Origin of the sequence: Idiomarina piscisalsi (assembly GCF_003987095.1) — a bacterium.
Taxonomy (GTDB): Bacteria; Pseudomonadota; Gammaproteobacteria; order Enterobacterales; family Alteromonadaceae; genus Idiomarina; species Idiomarina piscisalsi.
The window spans coordinates 585866-610349 of sequence record NZ_PIQA01000001.1 but is presented as its reverse complement, the minus strand read 5'-3'; the positions used below and the strand labels follow the sequence as shown (position 1 = coordinate 610349).

At 47.2% G+C, this 24484-nt stretch carries 21 protein-coding genes; 16 read left to right on the top strand and 5 right to left on the bottom strand.

Features of this window, described 5'->3' with window-relative positions; translation table 11 throughout:
- The first annotated feature begins 10 nt into the window (after positions 1-10).
- Genes CWI73_RS03060 through CWI73_RS03050 form a run of 3 tightly spaced genes read left to right on the top strand, consistent with a single transcriptional unit; the run spans position 11 to position 3172 of the window.
- Positions 11-1237 carry a lipoprotein-releasing ABC transporter permease subunit gene (locus CWI73_RS03060; RefSeq protein ID WP_126751492.1) on the top strand — a complete coding sequence of 409 codons (1227 nt, stop codon included), beginning with the start codon at positions 11-13 and terminating at the stop codon, positions 1235-1237.
- Positions 1230-1940, top strand: coding sequence for a lipoprotein-releasing ABC transporter ATP-binding protein LolD (gene lolD / locus CWI73_RS03055; RefSeq protein ID WP_126751491.1), 711 nt, complete (start codon positions 1230-1232; stop codon positions 1938-1940). Before CWI73_RS03060 ends, lolD begins: the two co-directional genes overlap by 8 nt.
- Positions 1937-3172: a lipoprotein-releasing ABC transporter permease subunit gene (locus CWI73_RS03050; RefSeq protein WP_126751490.1), complete on the top strand. Its 1236-nt coding sequence runs from the start codon at positions 1937-1939 to the stop codon at positions 3170-3172. Before lolD ends, CWI73_RS03050 begins: the two co-directional genes overlap by 4 nt.
- On the opposite strand, the gene CWI73_RS03045 is transcribed toward CWI73_RS03050, so the two are convergent.
- On the bottom strand, positions 3169-3678 hold the full coding sequence (locus tag CWI73_RS03045) for a DUF2062 domain-containing protein (protein WP_126751489.1): 510 nt from the start codon (positions 3676-3678) through the stop codon (positions 3169-3171). The two genes, CWI73_RS03050 and CWI73_RS03045, sit on opposite strands and share 4 nt — an antisense overlap.
- A 50-nt stretch (positions 3679-3728) precedes the next feature.
- On the opposite strand from CWI73_RS03045, the gene CWI73_RS03040 reads away from it, so the two are divergent.
- From CWI73_RS03040 to kdsB, 5 genes are read left to right on the top strand one after another with little or no spacing between them, the layout of a single operon-like run.
- A complete protein-coding gene (locus CWI73_RS03040; RefSeq protein WP_126751488.1) occupies positions 3729-5885 on the top strand; it encodes a DNA internalization-related competence protein ComEC/Rec2 in 2157 nt (718 codons plus the stop codon).
- A 35-nt stretch (positions 5886-5920) separates the two neighbouring features.
- Positions 5921-7669 carry a lipid A export permease/ATP-binding protein MsbA gene (gene msbA / locus CWI73_RS03035; RefSeq protein WP_126751487.1) on the top strand — a complete coding sequence of 583 codons (1749 nt, stop codon included), beginning with the start codon at positions 5921-5923 and terminating at the stop codon, positions 7667-7669.
- Entirely contained in the window at positions 7669-8655 is a 987-nt protein-coding gene (gene lpxK / locus CWI73_RS03030) for a tetraacyldisaccharide 4'-kinase (protein ID WP_126751486.1), read from the top strand. Before msbA ends, lpxK begins: the two co-directional genes overlap by 1 nt.
- Complete coding sequence (locus CWI73_RS03025) at positions 8645-8842, top strand: Trm112 family protein (RefSeq protein ID WP_126751485.1); 198 nt, start codon at positions 8645-8647, stop codon at positions 8840-8842. The genes lpxK and CWI73_RS03025 overlap by 11 nt, the downstream gene beginning before the upstream one ends.
- A complete protein-coding gene (gene kdsB, locus CWI73_RS03020) occupies positions 8839-9600 on the top strand; it encodes a 3-deoxy-manno-octulosonate cytidylyltransferase (RefSeq protein ID WP_126751484.1) in 762 nt (253 codons plus the stop codon). The genes CWI73_RS03025 and kdsB overlap by 4 nt, the downstream gene beginning before the upstream one ends.
- 19 nt (positions 9601-9619) lie before the next feature.
- Here kdsB and CWI73_RS03015 read toward each other — a convergent pair whose 3' ends face one another.
- A complete protein-coding gene (locus CWI73_RS03015; RefSeq protein ID WP_126751483.1) occupies positions 9620-10966 on the bottom strand; it encodes a KamA family radical SAM protein in 1347 nt (448 codons plus the stop codon).
- Between the two features lie 241 nt (positions 10967-11207).
- Entirely contained in the window at positions 11208-12488 is a 1281-nt protein-coding gene (gltA, locus tag CWI73_RS03010) for a citrate synthase (RefSeq protein WP_126751482.1), read from the bottom strand.
- Positions 12489-12804: 316 nt separating this feature from the next.
- On the opposite strand from gltA, the gene sdhC reads away from it, so the two are divergent.
- From sdhC to sucD, 8 genes are all read left to right on the top strand, one after another.
- Complete coding sequence (gene sdhC / locus CWI73_RS03005) at positions 12805-13179, top strand: succinate dehydrogenase, cytochrome b556 subunit (RefSeq protein WP_126751481.1); 375 nt, start codon at positions 12805-12807, stop codon at positions 13177-13179.
- Positions 13173-13520, top strand: coding sequence for a succinate dehydrogenase, hydrophobic membrane anchor protein (sdhD, locus tag CWI73_RS03000; RefSeq protein WP_053952372.1), 348 nt, complete (start codon positions 13173-13175; stop codon positions 13518-13520). Before sdhC ends, sdhD begins: the two co-directional genes overlap by 7 nt.
- Positions 13521-15287: a succinate dehydrogenase flavoprotein subunit gene (gene sdhA, locus CWI73_RS02995; RefSeq protein WP_126751480.1), complete on the top strand. Its 1767-nt coding sequence runs from the start codon at positions 13521-13523 to the stop codon at positions 15285-15287.
- A 16-nt stretch (positions 15288-15303) separates the two neighbouring features.
- The gene (locus CWI73_RS02990; RefSeq protein ID WP_058578964.1) at positions 15304-16017 is read left to right on the top strand and encodes a succinate dehydrogenase iron-sulfur subunit; all 714 of its coding nucleotides are present in this window, start codon (positions 15304-15306) and stop codon (positions 16015-16017) included.
- Between the two features lie 108 nt (positions 16018-16125).
- Positions 16126-18930, top strand: a complete 2805-nt coding sequence (gene sucA, locus CWI73_RS02985; RefSeq protein ID WP_126751479.1) for a 2-oxoglutarate dehydrogenase E1 component — start codon at positions 16126-16128, stop codon at positions 18928-18930.
- A 13-nt stretch (positions 18931-18943) separates the two neighbouring features.
- Complete coding sequence (odhB, locus tag CWI73_RS02980; protein WP_126751478.1) at positions 18944-20506, top strand: 2-oxoglutarate dehydrogenase complex dihydrolipoyllysine-residue succinyltransferase; 1563 nt, start codon at positions 18944-18946, stop codon at positions 20504-20506.
- A gap of 137 nt (positions 20507-20643) precedes the next feature.
- Positions 20644-21810, top strand: coding sequence for an ADP-forming succinate--CoA ligase subunit beta (sucC, locus tag CWI73_RS02975; RefSeq protein WP_126751477.1), 1167 nt, complete (start codon positions 20644-20646; stop codon positions 21808-21810).
- The gene (gene sucD, locus CWI73_RS02970) at positions 21810-22682 is read left to right on the top strand and encodes a succinate--CoA ligase subunit alpha (RefSeq protein ID WP_126751476.1); all 873 of its coding nucleotides are present in this window, start codon (positions 21810-21812) and stop codon (positions 22680-22682) included. Before sucC ends, sucD begins: the two co-directional genes overlap by 1 nt.
- Before the next feature lie 78 nt (positions 22683-22760).
- On the opposite strand, the gene CWI73_RS02965 is transcribed toward sucD, so the two are convergent.
- Together CWI73_RS02965 and CWI73_RS02960 are read right to left on the bottom strand one after the other, a co-directional pair.
- Entirely contained in the window at positions 22761-23456 is a 696-nt protein-coding gene (locus CWI73_RS02965) for a GOLPH3/VPS74 family protein (RefSeq protein WP_126751475.1), read from the bottom strand.
- A 28-nt stretch (positions 23457-23484) separates the two neighbouring features.
- Complete coding sequence (locus CWI73_RS02960; RefSeq protein ID WP_126751474.1) at positions 23485-24381, bottom strand: prolyl oligopeptidase family serine peptidase; 897 nt, start codon at positions 24379-24381, stop codon at positions 23485-23487.
- Positions 24382-24484 lie beyond the last annotated feature (103 nt).

The window sequence follows — 24484 nt, the reverse complement described above, 5'->3', positions numbered from 1 at the left end:
TTGAGGGAACATGTTTCAGCCCGTCGAGCTGTTTATCGGACTGCGTTACAGTCGGTCGCGACAGGGATCACCCTTTACCGCCTTTATTAATCGCTTCGCTTTTATCGGCATTGCGCTGGGGGTTATGGCGTTGGTGGTGGTCATGTCTGTTATGAATGGCTTTGAAGGACAGCTGAAAGAGCGCATTTTAGGTGCAGTACCTCAAGTGACGGTGCATGACACAAACAACTCGCGCCAGTTATCGAATTGGCAAGACGCCCGCAAAGCGCTGCCGGACATTGACGCAGTGCAACAAACACTTCCTTATGTGCAAACTCAAGCTATATTGCAATTTAATGAAAAGCTTTCTGTAGCTCAGGTACAAGGCATTTATCCTGGTAAAACTGAATTACCGGACTCGTTACGAGAGAAATTGACACAGGGGCAGTGGACTTCACTAAACGCAGGGGACTACCACTTAATTATTGGGGAAAGGCTGGCGCAAAGACAAGGCTTAACGCCGGGCGATACTGTGCGTTTGGTGGCCGCAGAAGGTGGTGTTTATACGCCTTTTGGCTTGGTTCCCTCACAGCGACGTTTTGTTATCAGCGGGATATTCTCCATGGGCTCTGAAGTTGATGACTCGGTGGTTTTTGCTCATGGCGATGACCTCGCCCGTTTAATTCGTTTGCCGCGAGACACCGTAACCGGCTTGCAACTGTATTTGGACGACGCGTTCAAAGCGCCCGCTGTGGCAGAGAACATTCGTAGCGAAACCGAGTTTACTGTGTCTGACTGGCGTTCAAGTTATGGTCAGTTGTTTGAAGCGGTGGGCATGGAGAAGCGTATGATGTGGCTGATGCTGGCGCTGATTATTGCAGTGGCCGCGTTTAATACGTTGTCGGCGCTTATTATGGTAATAAATGATAAGCGTCATGATATTGCTATTTTGCAGACTATAGGTCTTTCTCATAAAAGCATTCGCTCGGTATTTCTGATGCAAGGCTCTTACAACGGCGTGGTGGGCTCCATTATTGGCGTTATTCTCGGGCTGCTGGTCAGTCTGTTTTTGAATGACATTATGGCGTTAATGGGCGGAGGCCTGGCCGTGGGTAACGGCGGTTTACCCGTATCGATTCATGCAGGACAAATTTTCTTGATAGCAGTCGCCGCTATTGCGTTAACTATTCTAGCGACGGTTTACCCAGCGTTACGGGCGGCTCACACGCAACCTTCGGAGGCGCTTCGATATGACTGATTTACTGCATTGTAGTGAGCTGAGTAAAACTTACCAGGACGGTGAAAGCCAGGTCGACGTATTAAAGTCGGTCGACTTTTCCATTTCTGCCGGGGAAATGGTTGCTATTGTGGGGGCTTCCGGCTCAGGGAAAAGTACCTTATTGCATATTCTTGGAGGCTTAGAGAAGCCAAGTCGTGGCAGTCTGTCGTTTAACGGTCAGGATATGACAACCTGGTCTTCAGACAAGCTTTCAAGCTGGCGCAATAGTAATCTCGGTTTTGTGTATCAGTTCCATCATTTACTGCCTGAGTTTTCGGCATTGGAAAACGTGGCTATGCCAAGGCTGATAGCCGGCGAAAACCCCAAAGCGGCTAAGCAGGCGGCGGAAGCTTTATTGATGCGAGTTGGCTTAGAGCATCGTTTATCCCATAGACCAGCACAGCTTTCCGGTGGTGAGAGACAACGAGTAGCGATTGCCCGGGCTTTTGTGAATAACCCGGATATCGTATTAGCAGATGAGCCAACAGGGAACCTGGATGGTGAAGCAGCTGCTAGCATTTATCAGCTAATGCTAGAGCTTAATAAAGAAAAGGGTACGGCTTTTATCGTTGTGACTCACGACAACACTCTGGCTGAACAGCTACACCGAGTGGAGCGACTAGTTGATGGTACTCTTGGTGGTAAGCAGTTGAACGACGACGTACAGGTGAACCATCGATGAATTTAGCTTGGTTATTGGCAAAACGGTTCCGTAGTCGCCGCGATAAAAAGGGTTTTTTATCCTTTATTTCGGCGTCATCAACCACAGGTATTGCGTTTGGGTGCGCGGTACTCATTGCTGCGTTGTCTATGATGAATGGCTTTCAGAATGTTCTTCAAAATAGGTTGTTGTCGGTTGTTCCGCATGTTGAATATAGTGCGGTAGAGGGAGAGCTCAAAAACTGGGAGCTCATCAGTAAGATAGCTCTGGAAAATCCCGGTGTCGTTGCTACTGCCCCCGGCATTAACAGTACTGTGATGGTGCAAACTAATACTAGCTTTCACGGTATTCAGCTTAAAGGTATCGACCCCAGTTACGAAAACAGGGTATCTGATCTCAGTAGTTACGTTAGTGATGAAGACTGGCAGCGCTGGACTTCCGAAGGTGGCATTTTGCTAGGAGCAGGAATTGCTGAAAAGCTTGATGTGCAGGTCGGTGACTCGTTATCCATTCTGTTTCCTGAAAAGTCTGAAAGAGGGTTTCAGTCCCCAAAGCGCAAGCGTTTAGAGGTGACAGGGCTGTTTGAATTTGGTGGTGAAATTGATCACTTGAACGCCTACGTATCGCTTAGCACTGCGATGGATGAACTCAGTATTGCCGATGGTGTGACGTCGGTCCGACTGGCGCTAAATGATGTATTCAAAGCGCCAACAGTTGCACAAGAGGTCGGTAACCAACTGCCTGAATTGGTCTACTTGAATGATTGGACGCGCACCCATGGTCATTTGTACAGAGACATTGAGCTAGTTCGCTCAGTAGTTTATCTGGTGTTGGTACTGGTTATGGCGGTTGCCTGCTTTAACATTGTCTCAACGCTGGTTATGACCGTGGCAAAAAAGCGTCGCCAAATTGCAATGTTGAAAACGCTGGGTATGAAAGACCGGACGCTGCTATTGGCATTTATGTTCCAGGGTATTATGAATGGACTATACGGCGTACTCTGGGGCGCTGGTATTGGTATTTTTCTGGGGCAGTTTATGCCTGAGATTATGCGCTTTATAGAGTCGTTGTTTAATATAGATATTCTTGACGGGGGTATTTATTTTGTAAGTGAAATACCGTCGCAATGGCAATGGAATGATGTCGTGTTGGTGAGTGTTGTAGCTCTTTTGATGAGCTGGTTAGCGACAATTTATCCGGCCTGGCGAGCGATAAAAGTGGAACCTGCAAAAGCGTTACACGATAGAGGTTAGCTACTTTGTCTGTTGCGCCATGCTTTAACCACAGAGCGGCGCCATAGCAAGCGAATGGCAACGTAGCCAATTAAGCTCGACAATGTTCCCAGAATTAAACAGCCAAGAATAAATGCTGGGCCAATAGTGGAAATACTGTGTCCCAGCCACTCCCAGCTTAACTCAAATGCAAAAGGTTGCGGAGGCTCGGCCAGAATAGCATTACCTACCAGATAACACAGATAAAACATGGGTGGCATGGTAATGGGGTTGGACACCCAAACCAGACCCACAGACAGCGGCAGATTAACCCGAAAAGGAATGGCCGAGGCTGCGGCTAATAACATCTGAAAAGGAACGGGAATAAACGCACAAAAAAGGCCAACAGCGAACGCCCCAGAGGCTGAACGCCGGTTTAAATGCCATAAATTTGCATCATGCAAAAGGCTGCCAAATATTCTTATTGCCTTAGACTCACGCACTTTTTGGTGGTCAGGCATAAAGCGTTGAATAAAGCGTCTGGCCATAATGTGATGTTTAATACCTGTTTCGATTTGCTCCAGGGAGGGAGCAAGCGATGGACTCTAAAACCATCAGGTTACTACTCATTGTTGTATTTTGCGGTATTTCGTGGGTGAATGCCAACCTTTATTGGCAAGAGTTTCAGTCACTACCTAAGAGCTATCTGGGCGCTGAATACTCTGTTGAAATAACGCTCGACGAAATCCCTCAAGTCTATCAATACCATACGCGTGTTACGGGCAGGGTTTTGCGTGCGAATGAATTCGTTCCGTCTTGGTACCAAAGCATTCGGGTACAGTTAAACCTTTACACTTACGACGAAAGTATAGTGTTGAAAGCGGGCGATACCGTGCGCGGAACTGCGGTATTTAAAGCCCCCAAAAGTTACCGAAACGATGGTGGCTTTAATTACAAAGCATACTTAAAGAGACAAGGTATCAGTGCGGTCGGCACGCTAAAAGACGTGACGTTGCTTAACCGTGCCCCTGGCATTCGACAGCAGATTTTCGACACTATCAAGAGCGGCGGCCTTAGTTTTGGCGGTATTATTGCGGCTTTAACCATTGGCGAGCGAAGCCTTTTGCCATACCAAGTCAAAGAGGTTTGGCAAAAAACAGGGTTAGCGCACAGCCTCGCAATATCCGGCTTGCACATCGGTATGGTTATTGGCGCTGTGTTTCTTTTTGCGTCATTCGTTTTTCGTTATTTACCGCTAAGCCCGGCTTTCCGGGAGCGCTACAACAAAAGGTTGGTGAGCGTTTGCGCTGGCATTGCGGTCGCTGTTTTCTACGCATTTTTAGCGGACTTTGCGATATCGACGGTTCGTGCTCTTGTGCTCGCGGGCATTGTTCTGGCCCACAAGTTAGTTGCTGTTCGAATAACGCCACTGCAGTTACTGCTTAGAACCTGTCTTGGCGTTTTTATTGTGGACCCTTTCGCCTGGCAGGATGCTGGCTTCTGGCTGTCTATTTGTGCCGTCACGGCATTGTTTTTCAGTTCCTGGCGCTGGCGCCCGAAAGAAGGGCGTTTTGCCAGCCTTCGGCAACTTTGGTCCATTCAATGGGTGCTGTTAATTATTATGGCGCCGTTGTCAGTGTATTTATTCGGTGGGTTTTCGCTGTTCGCACCCCTGGTTAATTTGCTGATACTGCCAATTATTAGCTTTTGGATTTTACCGTTGTCTCTTATTGCAACGGTGTGCAGCCTATTCGACGGTGTCAGTTACGCGCAGTGGCTATGGTATATTGCGGAGCAACCATTAGTTCATGTGATGCCGTACTTGGAAAAGCTGAGTGGCCACCCGTCGAACTGGCTGGCAATCGACGCTCTAGCGGTTACCAGAGAGGCACGTTTCGGTGCTTTATGGGCTCTTATTATTGCCTTTATTGTGCCTGTGGTCCGAATTTGGCAGCGAGCATTGCTGACTCTATGTCTGCCGCTTTCTGCCTTTGTATTGCTCAATAGTCGCGACGGCCAGCTGCGTGTTCATATGTTAGATGTCGGACAAAGTCAGGCGGTCGTTATTGAAAGAAATGGCCGTGCGCTTCTTATGGATACAGGTGTTTCGTACCATAGCGGCTTTAGTGTGGCAGAGCAGGTTATTGAACCCTTTCTAAGATACCACGGGCTCGTGCCGGAGCTTGCCGTTATTAGTCATAAAGACATTGATCACAGTGGTGGTAAAGCGTATTTAGCAAAACGCTACCCGAACATAAAATGGCAAGGCGCTAAAACGAATAATCCTTGTGAGTCCGGGCGGGTTATTCACTGGAACGGTATGTCTTTGCATACCTACTGGCCGACAGCGTCCTATGCAAAAGGTGGTCAATTAAGCCGCAATAATGAGTCTTGTGTTGTTCAGTTACGCTGGAATGACTTTAAAATGTTGTTTCCCGGTGATATTGAAATGGCGGCAGAGCAGTCGTTACTCGCTTCTCTTGAGTCGAAAGACGTGCTTAACTCCACCATACTTGCTGTTCCACACCATGGGAGCAAAACCTCGACAAGCTGGCCTTTATTACAGGCGGTAAATGCCAAGGCTTACGTTATTAGTTATGGTAAACATCGTGGCTACAATTTCCCGCACCGTTATACTGTACAGCGGTTAGAGCGCACTGGGTCGCCGTGGTACGGCACGCAGGAAGTCGGGCAAATAACAATAATCAGCGACGGGGACTCATGGAGTTTGGAGTTACCACATGAAAACAGGTAGAATGCACAAAGTTTTAATGACTTATATGAGACTACATGGATTCTCAGCAAAAAAAACAGACGACCTTTAAGCGTTTAATTGGTTATATCAAACCTTATAAGCTCGCTTTTATCGCCGCAGTTATCGGCATGATTGGTTATGCAGGCGTCGATACTCTATTTTTCTCTCAAATTGAAACCCTTATCGATGACGGATTAACCGAGCAAAACTCCGACATTCTCCTTTATGGTGCTATTTTTGTTCCGTTTTTCTTTGTTATCCGTGGCTTTTTTAACTTTGCCTCCAGCTATTTCCTAAATTGGGTTGGCTTTAAAGTTGTCACTAAAATGCGACAGCAACTGTTCGACCATCTGATGAAGTTGCCTGTTGCCTTTCATGACCAACATTCAACCGGCGATTTAATTTCTAAGATTACCTATGACACCCAGCAAGTCGCTGAAGCCAGTAGCCGGGCTTTATTGGTGTTAGTTCGCGAAGGCGCTTTTGTTATTGGCTTATTAGGGCTGATGTTTTATCAAAGCTGGCAGTTGTCTTTGGTGTTTCTGGTTGTCGGACCGCTTATTGCTAAAGTTGTCGCGGTAGTCTCTAAACGCTTCCGTAAAGTCAGCAGCCGTATTCAAACCGCCATGGGGAATGTGACAACCACCGCCGAGCAAATGATTAATGGCCACAAAGTGGTGGTCATGCACGAGGGTCAAAAGAAAGAGTCAAAACGGTTCTCAGAAATAAATAATACGACGCGTAACCAAAACATGAAGCTGGTGAATACGCGCGCTATTAGTACCTCGGTTATTCAGTTCATTGCGTCATTGAGTTTGTCGATGGTTCTGGTTATAGCGAGCTTCCCAGAAATGCTGGGAGAGCTATCGGCCGGTGCGTTCACGACCTTGCTGACATCGATGATCATGCTATTACGCCCATTAAAGCAACTTACCAATGTGAACAGTGACTTTCAGCGCGGTATTGCAGCGGCAACGAGTGTATTTACTATCCTTGATGAGCCTATTGAAATTGATAAGGGCTCAAAAGTGATTGATCGCGCGGCCGGGCAGATTGAATTTGATGATGTGAGCTTTGGTTACCAGCAGGGCGATGACTTAGCCTTAGAGCATGTCAGCTTCAATGTTGCCCCAGGCAAAACGATAGCGCTGGTAGGACGTTCCGGCAGTGGTAAGTCAACAATTTCGAACTTGCTGACCCGTTTTTACGATGTTGAACAGGGGCGCATTTTGCTGGATGGTCACAATATTAATGACTACAAACTGAAGTGTTTGCGTCGACAATTCGCACTGGTGTCTCAGCACGTTACCCTATTTAACGACACAATTGCTAATAATATTGCTTATGGTGCGTCAAAAGAGGTGTCAAAAGACGACATAATAAGAGCTTCTGAGCAAGCTTATGTCACTGAATTTACCGACAACATGCCAAATGGTCTGGATACTATGGTGGGTGAAAACGGTGTTATGTTGTCTGGTGGTCAGCGTCAGCGTATTGCAATTGCACGGGCGCTTTTACAAGATGCGCCAATACTTATTCTGGATGAAGCAACTTCGGCCCTTGATACCGAGTCTGAGCGTCATATTCAGCAAGCCTTAGGCGCATTACGACAAAACCGCACAGCGATTGTTATTGCGCACAGGCTATCGACTATAGAGAACGCCGATGAAATTTTGGTCATGGACAATGGCGAGATCATTGAGCGAGGCACTCACCAGCAACTGCTCGATCAGGAAGGCGCATACTCGCAGCTGTATAACCTACAGTTTCACGGAGGCGCCTAATGTGGCTTCAACAGCAGTGGTATAAGGCGCGTATTCATCCGCTTTTATTGTTACTTGCGCCGTTGTCATTGCTGTTTTGGCTGCTGACAAACCTACGCCGTAGCTTTTATTTTTTAGGGCTATTTAAGCGCCACAAAGTGGATCTGCCGGTTATTGTGGTGGGTAATATCAGCGTTGGAGGCACCGGCAAAACACCCATGGTTATTGCGCTTTGTCAGTGGCTGAAAGAAGAGGGGTGGACGCCGGGCATTGTTAGCCGTGGCTACGGGGCGAAAGGCCCTTTTCCTCATTCTGTTACTAAGAGCGATAATGCGGAAAGAACGGGTGACGAGCCGTTAGTGATGCATAAACGTACAGGGTGCCCCGTGATTATTGCTCCCAAACGGGTTGAGGCCGCAGAGTATATGGTGGAGAAACACCCTGACGTCGATATCATTATTTCCGATGACGGTCTCCAGCACTATGCGCTTAAACGCGATATTGAACTGATTATGCTGGACGCTGAACGCGGTGTGGGGAACGGATGGTTGTTGCCGGCTGGCCCTCTTAGAGAAGGGCCATGGCGCTTAAAAGGCTCTCAATGGGTAGTGTCAAATTATGGTCGCCACCCATTTGCCCGGTATGTGACGGAAGTCGAAAACGGCCAATGGTATCGGGTCGATAATAACGAGCAAAGTGAACTGGATAAGGAACAGACTTATAACGCAGTGGCAGCTATTGGCTATCCGCAGCGGTTTTTCAATTCCTTGAAAGATCAAGGTTTTAAAATAGAGCAAGCCGTACCTTTTAATGATCATCATGAGTTTGTTGAAAGTGATTTGAGCGGCTTGAAAGAATTACCCATACTAATGACGGAAAAAGATGCTGGAAAATGCCAATCGTTCGCGTTAGATAATTGGTATTATCAGCCCATAGCAACCAAACTGCCCGATTCGCTTAAAGAGCAGTTACTGAAAGAGTTGGAAAGGAAACGAAATGCCCATTGAAGCTAAAACGTTAAATATACTGGCGTGCCCTAAGTGCAAGGGGAAATTGGTTCACTATGTGGAAAAAGACGAGTTGGTTTGTCGTGGTGAGCAGCTTGCCTATCCGATTAGCGAGGGTATTCCGGTACTTATTGCCGACAAAGCACGTGAGCTCAGCAGTGAAGAGTTAGAAAAGGTTCCTTCATGAGCTTTACCGTTGTCATTCCTGCTCGCTATGGCTCGAGTCGTTTACCTGGTAAACCTTTAGCTGACATCGGCGGCAAGCCCATGGTTCAGCATGTGTACGAACGTGCGCAGGCAAGTGGTGCGGGGCGGGTTATCGTTGCGACTGACGACAGCAGAATAGAAAGCGCGGTAGAAACCTTTGGCGGTCAGGTATTAATGACCTCGCCGGATCACAACTCCGGTACTGAGCGCTTGGCGGAAGTAATAAGTAAGCTCAATATTGAAACATCCGAAGTGGTTGTTAATGTACAGGGCGATGAACCTTTTATTCCACCTGAAATTATCCGTCAGGTTGCGGATAATCTGGCTAATCAGACGGCAGCGCCCATGGCGACTCTGTCTGTACCCATTAAAGACGCAGATGACGTATTTAATCCAAATGCAGTCAAAGTGGTTACTGACAGCAGAGGTTATGCACTGTATTTCAGCCGTGCGGCAATACCGTGGAATCGCGATGAATTTGCGAAAGAGCAACCATTACAGCCGGCGGTTATTGAGAGTTATCAACGTCACATAGGTATTTATGCGTATCGTGCTGGTTTTGTATTGGACTACATTACCTGGGAAAGCAGCCCACTTGAGCATATTGAGTCGTTAGAGCAGTTACGCGTACTTTGGCATGGCGAGCGTATTCATGTCGCTGAAGCAATAAAAACGCCCGCCGCAGGTATCGATACTGAAGCCGACTTGCAACGGGCGCGGGCACTGGCCAGCGACTAAGCTGGCCTTGCCGAATGTCTTAGTCCATCTTTGACATTTGCGCATACTCATCTTCGAAGAAGAACTTCTCTTCCCCAAACGCTGGCTTAAGATGATGCAGCCATGTTGCATTCGGGTCATATTTTGCGAAGAACGGACGTTGTACCCAGTCAGGATTACGGCCCTGAATAAAGCGCAGTGCAAACACTTTCTCACCGGCAATTTCTGTCACACCCTGAACTTCGACTTTTCCTGGCCCGGCACTCATTGATGGCCCACGAACAGTACGGGCAATACCCGAAACTTGCTGGTACGCCTTTTGGAAAATTTCCCAAGTACGCTCAAGTGGAACTTCAAAGTAACGTTTCGCGCCAGTGTCACGTTCAACGAACATGTAGTATGGAATCATGCCCAGCTGTACTTGTTTTGTCCACATTCTTGCCCATGCATCCGGGTCATCGTTAATGTGGCGGAGTAAAGGTGCCTGACAGCGAATTTGCACGCCGGTACTGCGTAAACGGCGAATGGCTTCCTGGCACACCTCAGTGCGCAGTTCATTCGGATGGTTAAGGTGCGCCATAATTGACACATGTTTACCGCCATCAACCAAGCGTTCTAATAAACGCAGCATTTCATCCGCATCCGGGTCGGTAATAAAACGATAAGGCCAAAAAGTGAGAGACTTAGTACCAATACGAATGGTCTTAATGTGTTCAAACTCAGGTTTCAGCAATCCCTCAAGGTATTCCGCTAGCTTACGTGTGCGCATAACCATTGGGTCGCCGCCCGTTACCAGTAAGTCTGTCACTTCTTTGTGCTGTGCCAAGTAGCGATGTAGTTGATCGGCGTCATTAGAATTAAAGCGCGTCGCTTTACCAACAAACTGTGCCCAACGGAAGCAGAAAGTACAGTAAGAATGGCAATATTGACCCTGGGCAGGGAAAAACAGAACGGTCTCACGATATTTGTGTTGCATGCCAGGTAATGGTTCGCCATCGACATGAGGTACGTTCATCTGCATTTGCCCAGCTGGGTGCGGGTTCATTTCCTGACGCAACTGTGTTGCCAGATCAAACACTTCATTTGTTGTGTGCTTGCCTGACATTAAGTCAGCCATGCGCTGAAATGCAGACGGCTCAAGCATATCTTTTTGAGGGAAAGTTAGCTGAAACAGCGGATCGTTGGGTACATTCTCCCAATCAATAAGCTCGTTAAACACATATTCGTTGACGCGAAATGGCAGTACGTTAGCAACGACTTTCATTTCAAAACGCATATCAGCAGGCACTTTGTTCAGTGCTTCTATTTTATCTAGTTGTCGGTGCTGATAGACCTTGAATCGACGAGGTTTAATGATGGGTTGTTGTACGTTAACTACTTGCTGCATAAGCCTCTCTGTAATTATCTGCAGTAAGTGACAGACACTCACTGAAAATGAAATCGGCCTTGTCGCTATGGGTGGCCAGCGAAATGCGACGTAGTATAAATAAATTGAAGGGCAGTTGCACGTTTTCTAAGGAATAAAAAGCAACGTACACGAACTAATTGTCGGTATCTTCGGGAAAATTATTGAATTTAGAGCAATAAAAAAGGCGCTCATCGAGCGCCTTTTTAAGCAGTAGTTAGCCTTACTTTTTAATCGGGCTAAATTCACGCTGTGTGTAGCCAGTGTACAACTGACGAGGACGACCAATTTTCTGGTTTGCTTCGCCCATCATTTCGTGCCAGTGAGACACCCAGCCAACAGTACGTGACAGTGCAAAGATAACGGTAAACATATTCGTTGGAATACCGATAGCTTTCAGCACGATACCTGAGTAGAAGTCGACGTTCGGGAAGAGTTTCTTCTCGATGAAGTAGTCGTCTTCAAGCGCAATGCGCTCCAGCTCCATAGCAACGTCCAGTAATGGATCATCACGGTTAAGCTCTTTAAGTACTTCGTGGCATGACTCGCGCATAACTGTTGCACGTGGGTCAGTGTTTTTGTAAACACGGTGTCCAAAGCCCATCAGACGGAATGGGTCGTTCTTGTCTTTTGCTTTTTCGATGTATTTAGGAATGTTCTCAACAGAGCCAATTTCAGCCAGCATACGCAAGCACGCTTCGTTAGCACCACCATGAGCCGGTCCCCACAATGACGCAACACCCGCTGCGATACATGCATATGGGTTTGCACCTGAAGAACCTGCTAAACGCACAGTTGAGGTTGATGCGTTTTGTTCGTGGTCTGCGTGCAACGTGAAGATACGGTCCATAGCGCGAGCAACCGCCGGGCTAATTTCGTAGTCTTCAGCAGGTACAGAGAACATCATGTTTAAGAAGTTTTCTGCGTAGCCTAAGTCGTTACGTGGGTATACGAACGGTTGGCCGATGCTGAATTTGTAAGCCATTGCTGCAATCGTTGGGATTTTAGCAATTAAGCGATACGCACTGCGCAGACGCTGATTTTCATCATGAATGTCTAAGTCATCGTGGTAGAACGAAGACAAAGCACCCGTGACAGCACATAGCATTGCCATTGGGTGTGCGTCGCGGCGGAATCCGTTAAAGAAGTTGTGGATGCCCTGATGCACCATTGTATGTTTAGTAATAGTGCTCTTGAATTCTTGGTACTGTTCTTCAGTTGGCGCTTCGCCGTGCAACAACATGTAGCAAACTTCTAAATAGTCTGCCTTTGTTGCAAGCTCACCGATAGGGTAACCGCGGTGTAAAAGTACACCGTTTTCGCCATCGATGTAGGTGATAGCCGACTCGCAAGAGCCCGTAGCCAGGAACCCTGGGTCAAAAGTGAAGTAACCATGTTTTCCCAGTGTTCGGACGTCAACTACATCCTTACCTGCCGATGGTGAAAGTACTGGCAGTTCAATGGATTGGCCGTCAATCTGTAAAGTGGCTTTACGATCAGCCATAAGGAAATCTCCTCACTGTTTACTTTGAAAAAGTGGGCTAATTTAACTCGATCATGCCCTTAAATGTCAATTTAATTCGCAGAACGTGAACTAATTCTAGCAAAGTATACGTAGTGAAGATGAAGAAAAGATTACTCATTTTTGAGTTAAGTTAGACTTTAGTCGCATGGCTAAACAGTTTGCTTATCGAATCATTGTTTTGTCGTTGTAAAATGTGGCTTGGGTCGATATACTCTTTCACCGTATTTGTAACAAATATCTTGTTACACACACGTGAAAGACATTTCTTTTGTGCTTTATTAAAAGGCAATCTATCGTGAAAAAAGAAAGACCTGTTAATTTAGACTTATCAACTATTAAATTTCCTGCCGCTGCCAAAGCATCTATTTTGCACCGTATCTCAGGTGTCGTAATGCTGGTGTCTCTTGTTTTCCTTATTTGGGCTTTTGCCGTTTCCCTTAGTGGACCAGAAGGTTTTGCTCAAGTCGAAAACCTGATGACCAGCTTTATCGCTAAATTTATTGGCTGGGGTATTTTGACAGCGCTAGGATTTCACTTAATTATTGGCCTGCGTCACTTAGTCATGGACATGGGCTACTGGGAAGAGCTCGATTCGGGAAGAGCCAGCGCGGTTATTTCAATTGTGCTTTCTATTCTTCTTTCCGTGCTAGTAGGAGTTTGGCTATGGTAACAGCAGCAGCTACTTTCGGACGCAGTGGCTCGCACGATTTCATTCTTCTTCGTGCCAGCGCTATCGTTATTTGTTTATACGCATTATTCATGGCGGGCTTTTTCATTTCTACGCCAGATGTCACCTATGAAGTTTGGAGTGGGTTATTTGCTAACATCTGGATGAAAGTGGCCACTATGCTGGTTCTGACAGCCGTTCTTATCCACGGTTGGATTGGCATTTGGCAGGTACTGACTGACTACGTAAAAGCCGCTGGCTTACGTGCTTTCATTCAGCTGGTTTTCAGCGTTGGTCTCATCGCTGTTTGGCTCACTGGCTTATTCGTACTGTGGGGTGTTTAAGTGAACGTTAAAACTTTAGAATTTGATGCAGTGGTGATTGGTGCTGGCGGTGCCGGCATGCGAGCAGCGCTGCAAATTTCCCAAGAGGGAATGAGCTGTGCGTTGATGTCCAAAGTGTTTCCAACGCGCTCTCACACAGTTTCTGCACAAGGTGGTATTACCGTTGCTTTGGGTAATGCACACGAAGATGACTGGCAATGGCACATGTTCGACACTGTAAAAGGGTCGGATTACATCGGTGACCAGGACGCTATCGAATACATGTGTAAAGCGGGTCCGGAAGCTATTCTGGAACTGGAAAACATGGGCTTACCTTTCTCACGTTTTGAGAACGGTAAAGTTTACCAGCGTCCATTTGGTGGTCAGTCAAAAGAGTTCGGTGGCGAGCAAGCCGCACGTACCGCAGCAGCTGCTGACCGTACTGGTCACGCACTTCTGCATTTGCTGTATCAGCAAAACGTTAAGAACAAAACTACCGTGTTCTCTGAGTGGTATGCACTTGATCTCGTGAAGAACCAAGACGGTGCTGTCACGGGTGTAACAACTCTGAACATGGAAACCGGCGAAGTTTATTACGTGAAAGCCAAAGCGGTTGTCTTAGCAACTGGTGGTGCTGGTCGTATCTACGCTTCAACCACGAACGCACACATCAATACCGGTGACGGTGTTGGCATGGCGTTACGTGCCGGCGTTCCTGTACAAGACATGGAAATGTGGCAGTTCCACCCAACAGGTATTGCCGGTTCAGGTTGCTTGGTAACTGAAGGTTGCCGTGGTGAAGGTGGTTACCTGTTAAACAAAGACGGCGAACGTTTCATGGAGCGTTATGCACCAAACGCAAAAGACTTAGCGTCGCGTGACGTTGTTGCCCGCTCAATGATGACCGAAATTCGTGAAGGCCGTGGTTGTGAAGGTCCTTGGGGTACACACCTTAAGTTGAAACTGGACCACTTAGGCAAAGAAACGCTGGAAAGCCGTTTGCCAGGCGTTTGTGACTTGTCTCGTACCTTTGCTCACGTTGACCCGGTTAAAGAACCTATTCCGGTTATTCCAACCTGTCACTACATGATGGGTGGTATCCCAACCGACGTTAACGGTCAGGCTCTGACTGTTGATGACAAAGGTGAAAGTAAACCAGTACCAGGTCTGTTTGCTTGTGGCGAAATTGCCTGTGTATCTGTTCACGGTGCAAACCGCTTGGGAGGTAACTCACTGCTTGACCTTGTCGTATTTGGTCGTGCGACCGGTATGCACTTAGGTGAAACCTTAGCGGCTAACAGTGAAGCGCGTGAATCTTCAGCATCTGATGTTGAAGCGGCAATGGCTCGCTACAACCGTTGGGAAAACACACAGAAAGGTGAAGATCCAGCGCAAATTAAGAAAGACTTGCAAAACTGCATGCAGATGAACTTCTCGGTATTCCGTGAAGGCGACGCAATGGCAGAAGGTCTGAAAGAATTGAAAGAAATTCGTGAGCGCTTGAAGCATGCACGTTTAGACGACACGTCGAAAGAGTTCAATACTCAGCGTGTTGAGTGTATGGAACTTGATAACTTAATGGAAACGGCATACTCAACTGCGGTTGCAGCAAACTTCCGTACTGAAAGCCGTGGCGCGCACAGCCGTGCTGACTATCCTGACCGTGACGACGAAAAATGGTTGGTTCACTCTGTTTACCGTCCAGAATCTGAAGACATGGTTACTCGTCAGGTTAATATGGCACCGAAACTGCGCGAAGCTTTCCCTCCGAAAGCTCGTACGTACTAATTAAGGGGTTACAGCGATGAAAACATTGAATATTTCGATTTATCGTTACAACCCGGATGTTGATGACGCACCTTACATGAAGGACTACACCCTAGAGGTGGAAGAAAACCAAGACATGATGGTGCTGGACTTGCTTATCAAATTGAAAGAGCAAGATCCGTCGTTGGCGTTCCGGCGTTCATGCCGTGAAGGCGTTTGTGGCTCTGACGGCCTCAATATCAATGGTAAAAATGGGTTGGCGTGCATTACGCCAACATCAGCATTGAAAGGCAGCAAAATTGTCATTCGTCCATTGCCAGGCTTACCGGTTATTCGTGATCTTATTGTTGATATGAGCCAGTTCTATCAGCAGTATGAAAAGATTAAGCCGTACCTGATTAACGACGAAAAAACGCCGCCGGCGCGTGAGCGTCTGCAGTCTCCTGAAGAGCGTGCTAAGCTTGATGGACTGTATGAATGTATTTTATGTGCATGTTGTTCAACATCATGCCCGTCGTTCTGGTGGAATCCTGACAAGTTCATCGGTCCTGCTGGCCTGTTGCACGCGTATCGTTTCTTAATCGATAGCCGTGACACAGCAACCGACGAGCGCTTGGATGATTTAGACGACGCATTCAGTGTGTTCCGTTGCCACGGCATTATGAACTGCGTCAATGTTTGTCCAAAAGGGTTGAACCCAACTAAGGCTATTGGCCACATTAAATCGATGCTGTTGAATCGCGCGGTTTAAAAACCAACGGCGCGTCAATTTGAACGGTTTATGTTGTGGATAGCCATCCCACAAAGGATGGCTATTTTTTTATAAAATCGGTTTACATATTTAGGTGAAGGAAACGCAATGCAAGACGGTGTAATGCGTGAATGGCTAGAAACTTCGCATCTAGCCGGTGGGAACGTTGCCTACATTGAGCAAATGTTTGAGGCGTATCTGGATGATCCGACCGCTGTCAGCGATGAGTGGCGTAAGGTCTTCGATGCTCTGCCAAGCGACGGCCAGGTAACAGATACCAAAATGAGCGATGTTCGCGAACAATTTCGCGAGGCTGCGAAGAACAAACTCAAACAGTCTGGAAGCGGCAGCTCAGTCAGTGATCAAAAGCAAGTTAAAGTATTGCAGCTGATTAACGCTTACCGTTTCCGAGGTCACCAACACGCTAATTTAGACCCTCTTGGATTGTGGAAACAGGACAGGGTTCCTGATCTTTCTCTCGATTTTCATGAGCTTTCGAAAGACGACTTGGATCGTGAATTCAACGTTGGCTCGCTTGCCGTTGGCAGCGAAACCATGAAATTGAAAGATATTCACCAAGCGTTGGAAAACATTTACTGCGGCTCTATTGGGGCCGAGTATATGCACATCGTTTCTACCGAAGAGAAACGTTGGATTCAACAGCGTTTAGAAGGCTCTTTAGGCAAGGCGAAGTTCGACAAAGAGCAACAAACCAAAATTCTGCGTGAGCTGATTTCTGCTGACGGTCTGGAAAAGTACTTAGGCTCGAAGTTCCCGGGCGCTAAGCGTTTTTCATTAGAAGGTGGCGACAGCCTGGTACCGCTTCTTAAAGCGTTAATTTCTCGCTCAGGCGAGCAGGGCGCAAAAGAAGTCGTTATTGGTATGGCTCACCGTGGACGTTTGAACGTTTTAGTGAACGTCTTAGGTAAGAAGCCACAAGACCTATTTGACGAGTTCGCAGGTAAACACGGCGAAAGCAAGGGCTCTGGTGATGTTAAGTATCACATGGGCTTTTCTTCGGACTTCGCTACGCCGGGCGGCGATGTGCATTTAGCACTTGCTTTTAACCCGTCTCACTTAGAAATTGTCAACCCGGTTGTTATGGGCTCGGTACGTGCTCGCATGGATCGCTTAGGTGATAAGGTTGGTGAGAAAGTTCTTCCAATTACTATCCACGGCGACTCGGCTATTGCGGGTCAGGGCGTAGTACAAGAAACTTTTAACATGTCGCAGACCCGAGCGTATCAGGTTGGCGGCTCAGTACGTATTGTTGTGAACAACCAAGTCGGCTTCACAACGTCTAAACGAGAAGATGCTCGTTCGACACAATACTGTACTGATATTGCGAAAATGGTGCAGGCGCCAATTTTCCACGTCAATGCAGACGACCCCGAAGCAGTTGTTTTCGTTACACAGTTAGCGCTCGATTATCGAAACACCTTTAAGCGTGACGTAGTTATCGACCTTGTTTGCTATCGCCGTCACGGCCATAACGAAGCGGACGAGCCAAGTGCAACGCAGCCGTTAATGTACGCGAAAGTCAAAAAGCATCCGGTAGCGCGAGAGTTGTATGCAAAACGCTTAAACGAATCAGGTGCCGTCAGCGAAGAAGACGCTAAGCAATGGGTACAAGATTACCGCGATGCATTGGATAAGGGTGAAGTCGTTGTCGAAGAACACCGCCCAATGCGGGCGCATTCAGTCGACTGGTCACCGTACATTGGTAATGACTGGGACGTTGAGTACGACTACAAAGTATCAGCGAAGAAGCTTAAAGAACTGGCTGAGAAAATTTCTCAGTATCCGGAAGAACACAAGCTGAATTCGCGTGTTGCTAAGGTCTATCAAGAGCGCCAGAAAATGGCGAAAGGTGACAAAGCGTTGGACTGGGGCTTTGCAGAAAGCCTGGCTTACGCAACTTTAGTCGATCAAGACGTCCATATTCGTTTAACAGGTCAGGATTCAGGCCGCGGTACGTTCTTCCACCGTCATGCAGTATTGCATAATCAGGACGATGCTAGCGTCTATATGCCTCTGAACAATATCAGAGACGATCAGGGCCAAATTGAAATTTATGACTCAGTGCTGTCAGAAGCAGCTGTACTTGCGTTTGAGTATGGTTACGCAACGGCAGAACCAAAATCACTGATTATGTGGGAAGCTCAGTTCGGTGACTTCGCTAACGGCGCTCAGGTAGTTATTGACCAGTTCCTCAGTTCTGGTGAACAGAAGTGGGGCCGTTTATGCGGACTGACTCTGTTATTACCGCACGGTTACGAAGGACAGGGGCCAGAGCACTCTTCAGCACGTCTGGAGCGCTTCTTACAGCTTTCTGCTGACCACAACTGGTCGGTGTGTGTGCCTACTACCCCAGCACAAGTATTTCACATGATTCGCCGTCAACAACTGCGTCCGGTTCGCCGCCCGCTTGTTGTTATGACGCCGAAATCATTGTTGCGTCATCCTCTGGCTATCTCAGAGATGAGCGAGCTTGAAAATACCGGTTTCCAAAATGCGATTGGCGAAATCGACTCTTTGGATCCGAAAAAAGTAAAACGCGTGGTGCTATGCTCTGGTAAGGTTTATTACGACTTACTGAAAGAGCGCCGCGACCGTGAACAAGACGATGTGGCTATTATCCGTATCGAACAGTTGTATCCGTTCCCTGCGGAAGAAGTAGCCGATATCATGAAAGATTATCAACACGTCAAGGACTTTGTCTGGTGTCAGGAAGAGCCGCAGAACCAAGGTGCCTGGTATAGTAGCCAGCATCATTTCTGGGCTGCGATACCTTCCGGTGCTCAATTAACTTATCGTGGTCGGGACGCGTCAGCGGCTCCTGCGGTCGGTTATTTATCAGAGCACAACAAACAGCAACAAAAACTCGTTGACGAAGCGCTAACCATTAAATAGGTGAAGATGAACCATGGCGATTGATATTAAAGTTCCTCAATTACCCGAATCTGTTGCAGATGCTACCATCGCAACATGGCACGTAAAACCTGGCGATAAAGTATCGCGCGACCAAAATTTGGTGGACATCGAAACCGATAAGGTAGTGCTTGAAGTTGTCGCAGAAGCTGACGGTGTTTTAGGCGAAATTACTGCTGAAGAAGGCACCACCGTTACTGCCGACGAAGTTATTGGTAAAATCGAAGAAGGTGACGGCGCAGCAAGCTCTGACTCTAAGAAAGAAGAAAAGTCAGACGACAGCGACAAAAAAGCCGATAAGAAAGACAACAAAAAAGACTCTGGCTCTTCTGAGAAAAAAGGCTCAGGCGAGAAGATGAACGTTACCGTTCCTCAATTACCAGAGTCGGTTTCTGATGCCACCATTTCAGCTTGGCACGTTAAAGAAGGCGACGAAGTTAAGCGCGACCAGAACTTAGTCGACATTGAAACCGACAAAGTGGTTCTGGAAGTCGTTGCTCCTGCTGACGGTGTGTTAGTTAAAATTGAACACGACGAAGGCGCAACGGTTGGTGCTGACGACGTTATCGGTATTGTGGAAGCGGGTGCTTCTTCAGGCGGTAGCGCAAGCAAATCAGACGACAGCAAGTCAGAGTCTGCTGCTGAAAGCAAAGACGATGGCGGTGACAGCGAAGTGGCTGGTCCTGCGGTACGTCGTTTATTAGGTGAACACGGACTTAAGCCAAGTGATGTTAAAGGCACGGGCAAAGGCGGACGAGTCACCAAAGAAGACGTTGAAAAACACGTGAAAGCAGGCTCATCGTCTAAGTCTTCGGACAGCAGCAAGCAGCAATCTGCACAACCTGCAGTTTCAGGTGACCGCGACCAGAAACGTGTACCTATGACACGTTTGCGTAAGCGTATTGCAGAGCGTCTGCTACAAGCGAAAAATGACACGGCCATGTTGACGACGTTCAACGAAATCAACATGAAGCCAATTATGGACTTGCGCAAGAAGTATAAAGACGTCTTTGAAGAAACTCATGACACACGTCTTGGTTTCATGGGCTTCTACGTTAAAGCAGTAACAGAAGCACTGAAACGTTTCCCTGACGTGAATGCGTCCATCGACGGTGATGACATTGTTTATCACAACTACTTTGACGTAAGTATTGCGGTTTCAACCCCTCGTGGTTTGGTAACGCCGGTTCTGCGTGATACAGACAAAATGTCAATTGCAGATATGGAAAAAGGCATTCGCGAGCTGGCTATTAAAGGTCGTGACGGTAAGTTAACCCTTGATGAAATGCAGGGTGGTAACTTCACTATCACTAACGGTGGTGTCTTTGGTTCACTGTTATCTACGCCAATTCTGAACCCACCTCAAAGCGCCATTCTGGGTATGCATAAAATCCAGGAGCGCCCAATGGTTGTCGACGGTAAGATTGAAATCTTGCCAATGATGTACTTAGCTCTTTCTTATGACCACCGTATTATCGATGGTAAAGAATCGGTTGGCTTCCTGGTCACCGTGAAAGAGCTGTTAGAAGATCCTCAACGTCTTATCCTGGATATCTAAAGACGCTGAGAACCAGCCGCAACGCTAATTTAGCTTGCGGCTGTTAATTTTGCGCCGTTCACGTTAAAATTCGGCGCGGTATTCGGGTAGGCAGCAGGTAAGCTGCTTTTGTTGTTTCAACGAATCGGAAGAGCATCATGAATTTGCATGAGTATCAGGGTAAGCAACTCTTTAAAGAGTTCGGTTTACCAGTATCTGAAGGTTTTGCGTGCGACACAGCTGATGAAGCTGTAGAAGCGGCAAAGCGTATTGGTGGCGACATTTGGGTCGTAAAATGTCAGGTTCACGCAGGCGGCCGTGGTAAAGCGGGCGGTGTGAAGCTGGTTAAAAGTTTAGACGAAGTTCGTGCATTCGCAGAACAGTGGTTAGGCAAAAACTTAGTAACTTTCCAAACCGACGAGAAAGGTCAACCGGTTGCTAAGATTTTGGTTGAAAGCTGTACTGATATTGCTGACGAGCTTTACTTAGGTGCGGTTGTTGACCGTGCTTCACGCAAAATCGTGTTCATGGCGTCAACCGAAGGTGGCGTAGAGATTGAAACCGTCGCAGAAGAAACACCTGAAAAAATCTTGAAAGCTGAAATTGACCCAACAGTTGGCGCGCAGCCATACCAGGGTCGTGAATTAGGCTTTAAACTGGGTCTGACTCCAGACCAGGTTAAGCAATTCACTAAGGTTTTCTTAGGTTTGGCGAAAATGTTCGAACAGTACGACTTAGCACTGTTGGAAATCAACCCGCTGGTTATCACTGACGAAGGCAACGTACACTGTCTGGATGCGAAAGTCGGCATCGACGGCAACGCTTTGTATCGTCAGCCTAAAATTCAGGAAATGCACGATCCGTCACAAGACGACGCTCGTGAAGCTGAAGCAGCTAAGTGGGAACTGAACTACGTAGCGTTAGACGGCAACATCGGTTGTATGGTTAACGGCGCAGGCTTGGCGATGGGTACGATGGACATCGTTAAACTGAGCGGCGGCGAGCCAGCTAACTTCCTTGATGTTGGTGGCGGCGCGACAAAAGAGCGTGTTTCTGAAGCGTTCAAAATTATCTTGTCTGACAGCTCTGTTAAAGCCGTATTGGTTAACATCTTCGGTGGTATCGTTCGTTGCGACATGATCGCAGAAGGTATCATTGGCGCGGTTGAAGAAGTCGGCGTTAAAGTACCAGTGGTTGTTCGCCTTGAAGGTAACAACGCTGAACTGGGTACACAGAAATTGAACGAAAGTGGCCTGAACATTATCGCTGCAGAAAGCTTGTCTGATGCTGCCGATAAAGTGGTTGCTGCGGCAGGAGGTCAATAATGAGCATTTTGATCGATAAAAACACCAAAGTAATCTGTCAGGGTTTCACTGGCGGTCAGGGTACTTTCCACTCTGAGCAAGCAATTGCTTACGGTACGCAAATGGTTGGCGGTGTAACACCTGGTAAAGGTGGTCAAGAGCACTTAGGCCTGCCTGTATTCAACACCGTAAAAGAAGCGGTAGAAGCAACTGGCGCAACTGCATCAGTTATCTACGTACCGGCTCCTTTCTGTAAAGATTCAATCATCGAAGCAGCAGACGCTGGTATCGAACTGATTGTTTGTATTACTGAAGGTATCCCTACGCTGGATATGCTTTACGTTAAAGAATACCTGACGCACAAAGGCGTGCGCATGATCGGTCCAAACTGCCCGGGTGTTATCACTCCGGACGAGTGCAAAATCGGTATCATGCCTGGCCACATCCACAAGAAAGGTAAAGTGGGTATCGTGTCACGTTCAGGTACATTGACGTACGAAGCGGTTAAGCAGACTACTGATGCAGGCTTTGGTCAGTCTAGCTGTGTTGGTATCGGTGGTGACCCTATCCCTGGCTCTAACTTCATCGATATTCTGGAACTGTTCGAAAAAGATCCAGAAACCGAAGCTATCGTTATGATCGGTGAAATCGGCGGTACAGCAGAAGAAGAAGCGGCAGAGTACATTAAAAACAATGTCTCTAAGCCGGTTGTTTCTTACATTGCTGGTGTTACTGCTCCTCCGGGCAAACGTATGGGCCACGCTGGTGCCATCATTGCCGGCGGTAAAGGTACTGCTGACGAGAAATTCGCTGCACTTGAAGCAGCAGGCGTTAAAACTGTACGCAGCCTGGCCGACATCGGCAAAGCTGTTGAAGAGAAAACTGGCTGGTAATATCCCGCCAACGCTTAAACAAAACCCGGCCTTCGCGCCGGGTTTTTTGTGGCTGCTTTATCGCGCGGAGCCAAAAAGCTAGCAACCCCCGGAAGTTGGCGCTGAAGCTGCTGTTATGGCAGGCATAATCACAGCAACCATAACCGCCGCTTCAATGGCCTGGACGGCTTCCTTGGCGGCTTTAGACACAAGTTCGCCATTTTCCAACTGCTTAATGCGTTGTTTGCGGTCTTTCAGCTCTTGCTTACTGAACACCTGTGGCAGTAGCTTGGCACTATTGGCTAATGCGACGGCAATAGCGATGCGAGGCTCAATATCTTCGCTATCACTGAATACTGCATCACGCATGGCCTGACGCAATTCCTGTTCTGGTTGCGGGTTTACTTCGGGGTAAACCTGGCGCTCGAACAGCCACAACACTTTCTCTCTTTCATGAGACACAATGCCGTCATCAGCTAGTGCTTGTGCAACTTTATGTTTAAGATTTTTAATACCGCCTAGTTTTTGTACCCAGTCCTTGAGTTTACGCGAACGCTTGGCTTCAGCGATCATCGTTAAAGCTTCATCTAACAACGCATCGCCAGTAGGGCTGTCATCGAGCACTGCAACTTTGTTTTTATTATTTTCATCAGCCTTAATTCGGCCGAGCATTAAAAGTTCAGCGGCTATGGCTCCAGCGGTGGCATACTCCACGTACATGCCGTTCATGGTGCCCTTTTCCTCGCACAATGCGAGCAGCATAATGGCTTCGTAGAGTTTTAAATTATCTGGCATGGCGTACCTGTCTTTTTAGGTTTCTCTATCATTTAGTATTGATGATATTAGATACACCCTCAACAACATTTTTTAGTTGGGATTGACCATTTGAATCTTGAAAACCGTGATCAAGTCCCGGCAGCATCTTTAGTGTTATATGTTTAGCGCCATCGGAAATAATTTTATTTATTTCTTGTCTCGTTTGCTCAGGGTCGACACTTGTATCTTCCAGTGACTGTATTATAAATACCGGAGCATCAATCGTCTTGAGAGGCTTGAGTAGGTCTCGTTCTAATGCATCTTTCCAAAATGCGTAACCGTGTCCACTGACGTTGACCTGAAAAGGCTCCTTACTTTGTTTAATTTGGTCCGCAAATTGTCTAAAACCTTGTAAGGCCTGATTACGTTGGCCTTCTGGCACCGTCTGTTTAATGCTGAATTCGATATCATGCTGAAAGCTGGAAGAACCCGAGTTTAACGCTAGTACAGAATGCAAGCCCGAAACTCGTTCGGCTGCAGCTAGAGCTATAGAGCCCCCTTCGCTGCCACCAGCGACTATGACTTTGTCATAGGAGTTCTTAAAAGCGTCGGTGAGTTGAACCCCGTCATTAATTCGCTGCGTCATTGTGTCGTGTTGAAGGTATTTGGTAGGGCAGTCATCTCGCTCTCCAGAGGCATAGGGTAGGCTATCATCAATGCCATACTTCTCAATCGTCAACAGAGCGGAATTAGGAGCTAGAGTTTGCCAAATAGTCGTAACTGACGTCATGTGACGAACGCTGTTACAGTCTGATCCCTGAAAAATCACCAGCAGGTTATCAGCAGCGGCGTTATCTAAGTAATATCGAATTTCTGTGCCATCATCACGCAGGTATTTTTCGCCGGCTATGGCTGGAGAGGTGCTTAAGACTACTAAAATTGAAATCAGGAAAGCGATTTTCATTATTTTAAATTGTTATCGAGTAAGAATTCTTAGTGGAAAACATTTGAATAAAGTTCCATTTACCTTCCGCTTAAGAAAATTGATCGTCAAACAACCTTTATTT

Coding starts and splice junctions, on each gene's coding strand:
- CWI73_RS03045 (WP_126751489.1), bottom strand. CDS start 3,678: ATGGCCAGACGCTTTATTCAACGCTTTATGCCTGACCACCAAAAAGTG.
- odhB (WP_126751478.1), top strand. CDS start 18,944: ATGGCGATTGATATTAAAGTTCCTCAATTACCCGAATCTGTTGCAGAT.
- sucC (WP_126751477.1), top strand. CDS start 20,644: ATGAATTTGCATGAGTATCAGGGTAAGCAACTCTTTAAAGAGTTCGGT.
- CWI73_RS03025 (WP_126751485.1), top strand. CDS start 8,645: ATGCCCATTGAAGCTAAAACGTTAAATATACTGGCGTGCCCTAAGTGC.
- gltA (WP_126751482.1), bottom strand. CDS start 12,488: ATGGCTGATCGTAAAGCCACTTTACAGATTGACGGCCAATCCATTGAA.
- CWI73_RS03015 (WP_126751483.1), bottom strand. CDS start 10,966: ATGCAGCAAGTAGTTAACGTACAACAACCCATCATTAAACCTCGTCGA.
- msbA (WP_126751487.1), top strand. CDS start 5,921: ATGGATTCTCAGCAAAAAAAACAGACGACCTTTAAGCGTTTAATTGGT.
- kdsB (WP_126751484.1), top strand. CDS start 8,839: ATGAGCTTTACCGTTGTCATTCCTGCTCGCTATGGCTCGAGTCGTTTA.
- sucA (WP_126751479.1), top strand. CDS start 16,126: ATGCAAGACGGTGTAATGCGTGAATGGCTAGAAACTTCGCATCTAGCC.
- CWI73_RS03040 (WP_126751488.1), top strand. CDS start 3,729: ATGGACTCTAAAACCATCAGGTTACTACTCATTGTTGTATTTTGCGGT.
- CWI73_RS03050 (WP_126751490.1), top strand. CDS start 1,937: ATGAATTTAGCTTGGTTATTGGCAAAACGGTTCCGTAGTCGCCGCGAT.
- lpxK (WP_126751486.1), top strand. CDS start 7,669: ATGTGGCTTCAACAGCAGTGGTATAAGGCGCGTATTCATCCGCTTTTA.
- CWI73_RS02960 (WP_126751474.1), bottom strand. CDS start 24,381: ATGAAAATCGCTTTCCTGATTTCAATTTTAGTAGTCTTAAGCACCTCT.
- CWI73_RS03060 (WP_126751492.1), top strand. CDS start 11: ATGTTTCAGCCCGTCGAGCTGTTTATCGGACTGCGTTACAGTCGGTCG.
- CWI73_RS02990 (WP_058578964.1), top strand. CDS start 15,304: ATGAAAACATTGAATATTTCGATTTATCGTTACAACCCGGATGTTGAT.
- CWI73_RS02965 (WP_126751475.1), bottom strand. CDS start 23,456: ATGCCAGATAATTTAAAACTCTACGAAGCCATTATGCTGCTCGCATTG.
- sucD (WP_126751476.1), top strand. CDS start 21,810: ATGAGCATTTTGATCGATAAAAACACCAAAGTAATCTGTCAGGGTTTC.
- sdhD (WP_053952372.1), top strand. CDS start 13,173: ATGGTAACAGCAGCAGCTACTTTCGGACGCAGTGGCTCGCACGATTTC.
- lolD (WP_126751491.1), top strand. CDS start 1,230: ATGACTGATTTACTGCATTGTAGTGAGCTGAGTAAAACTTACCAGGAC.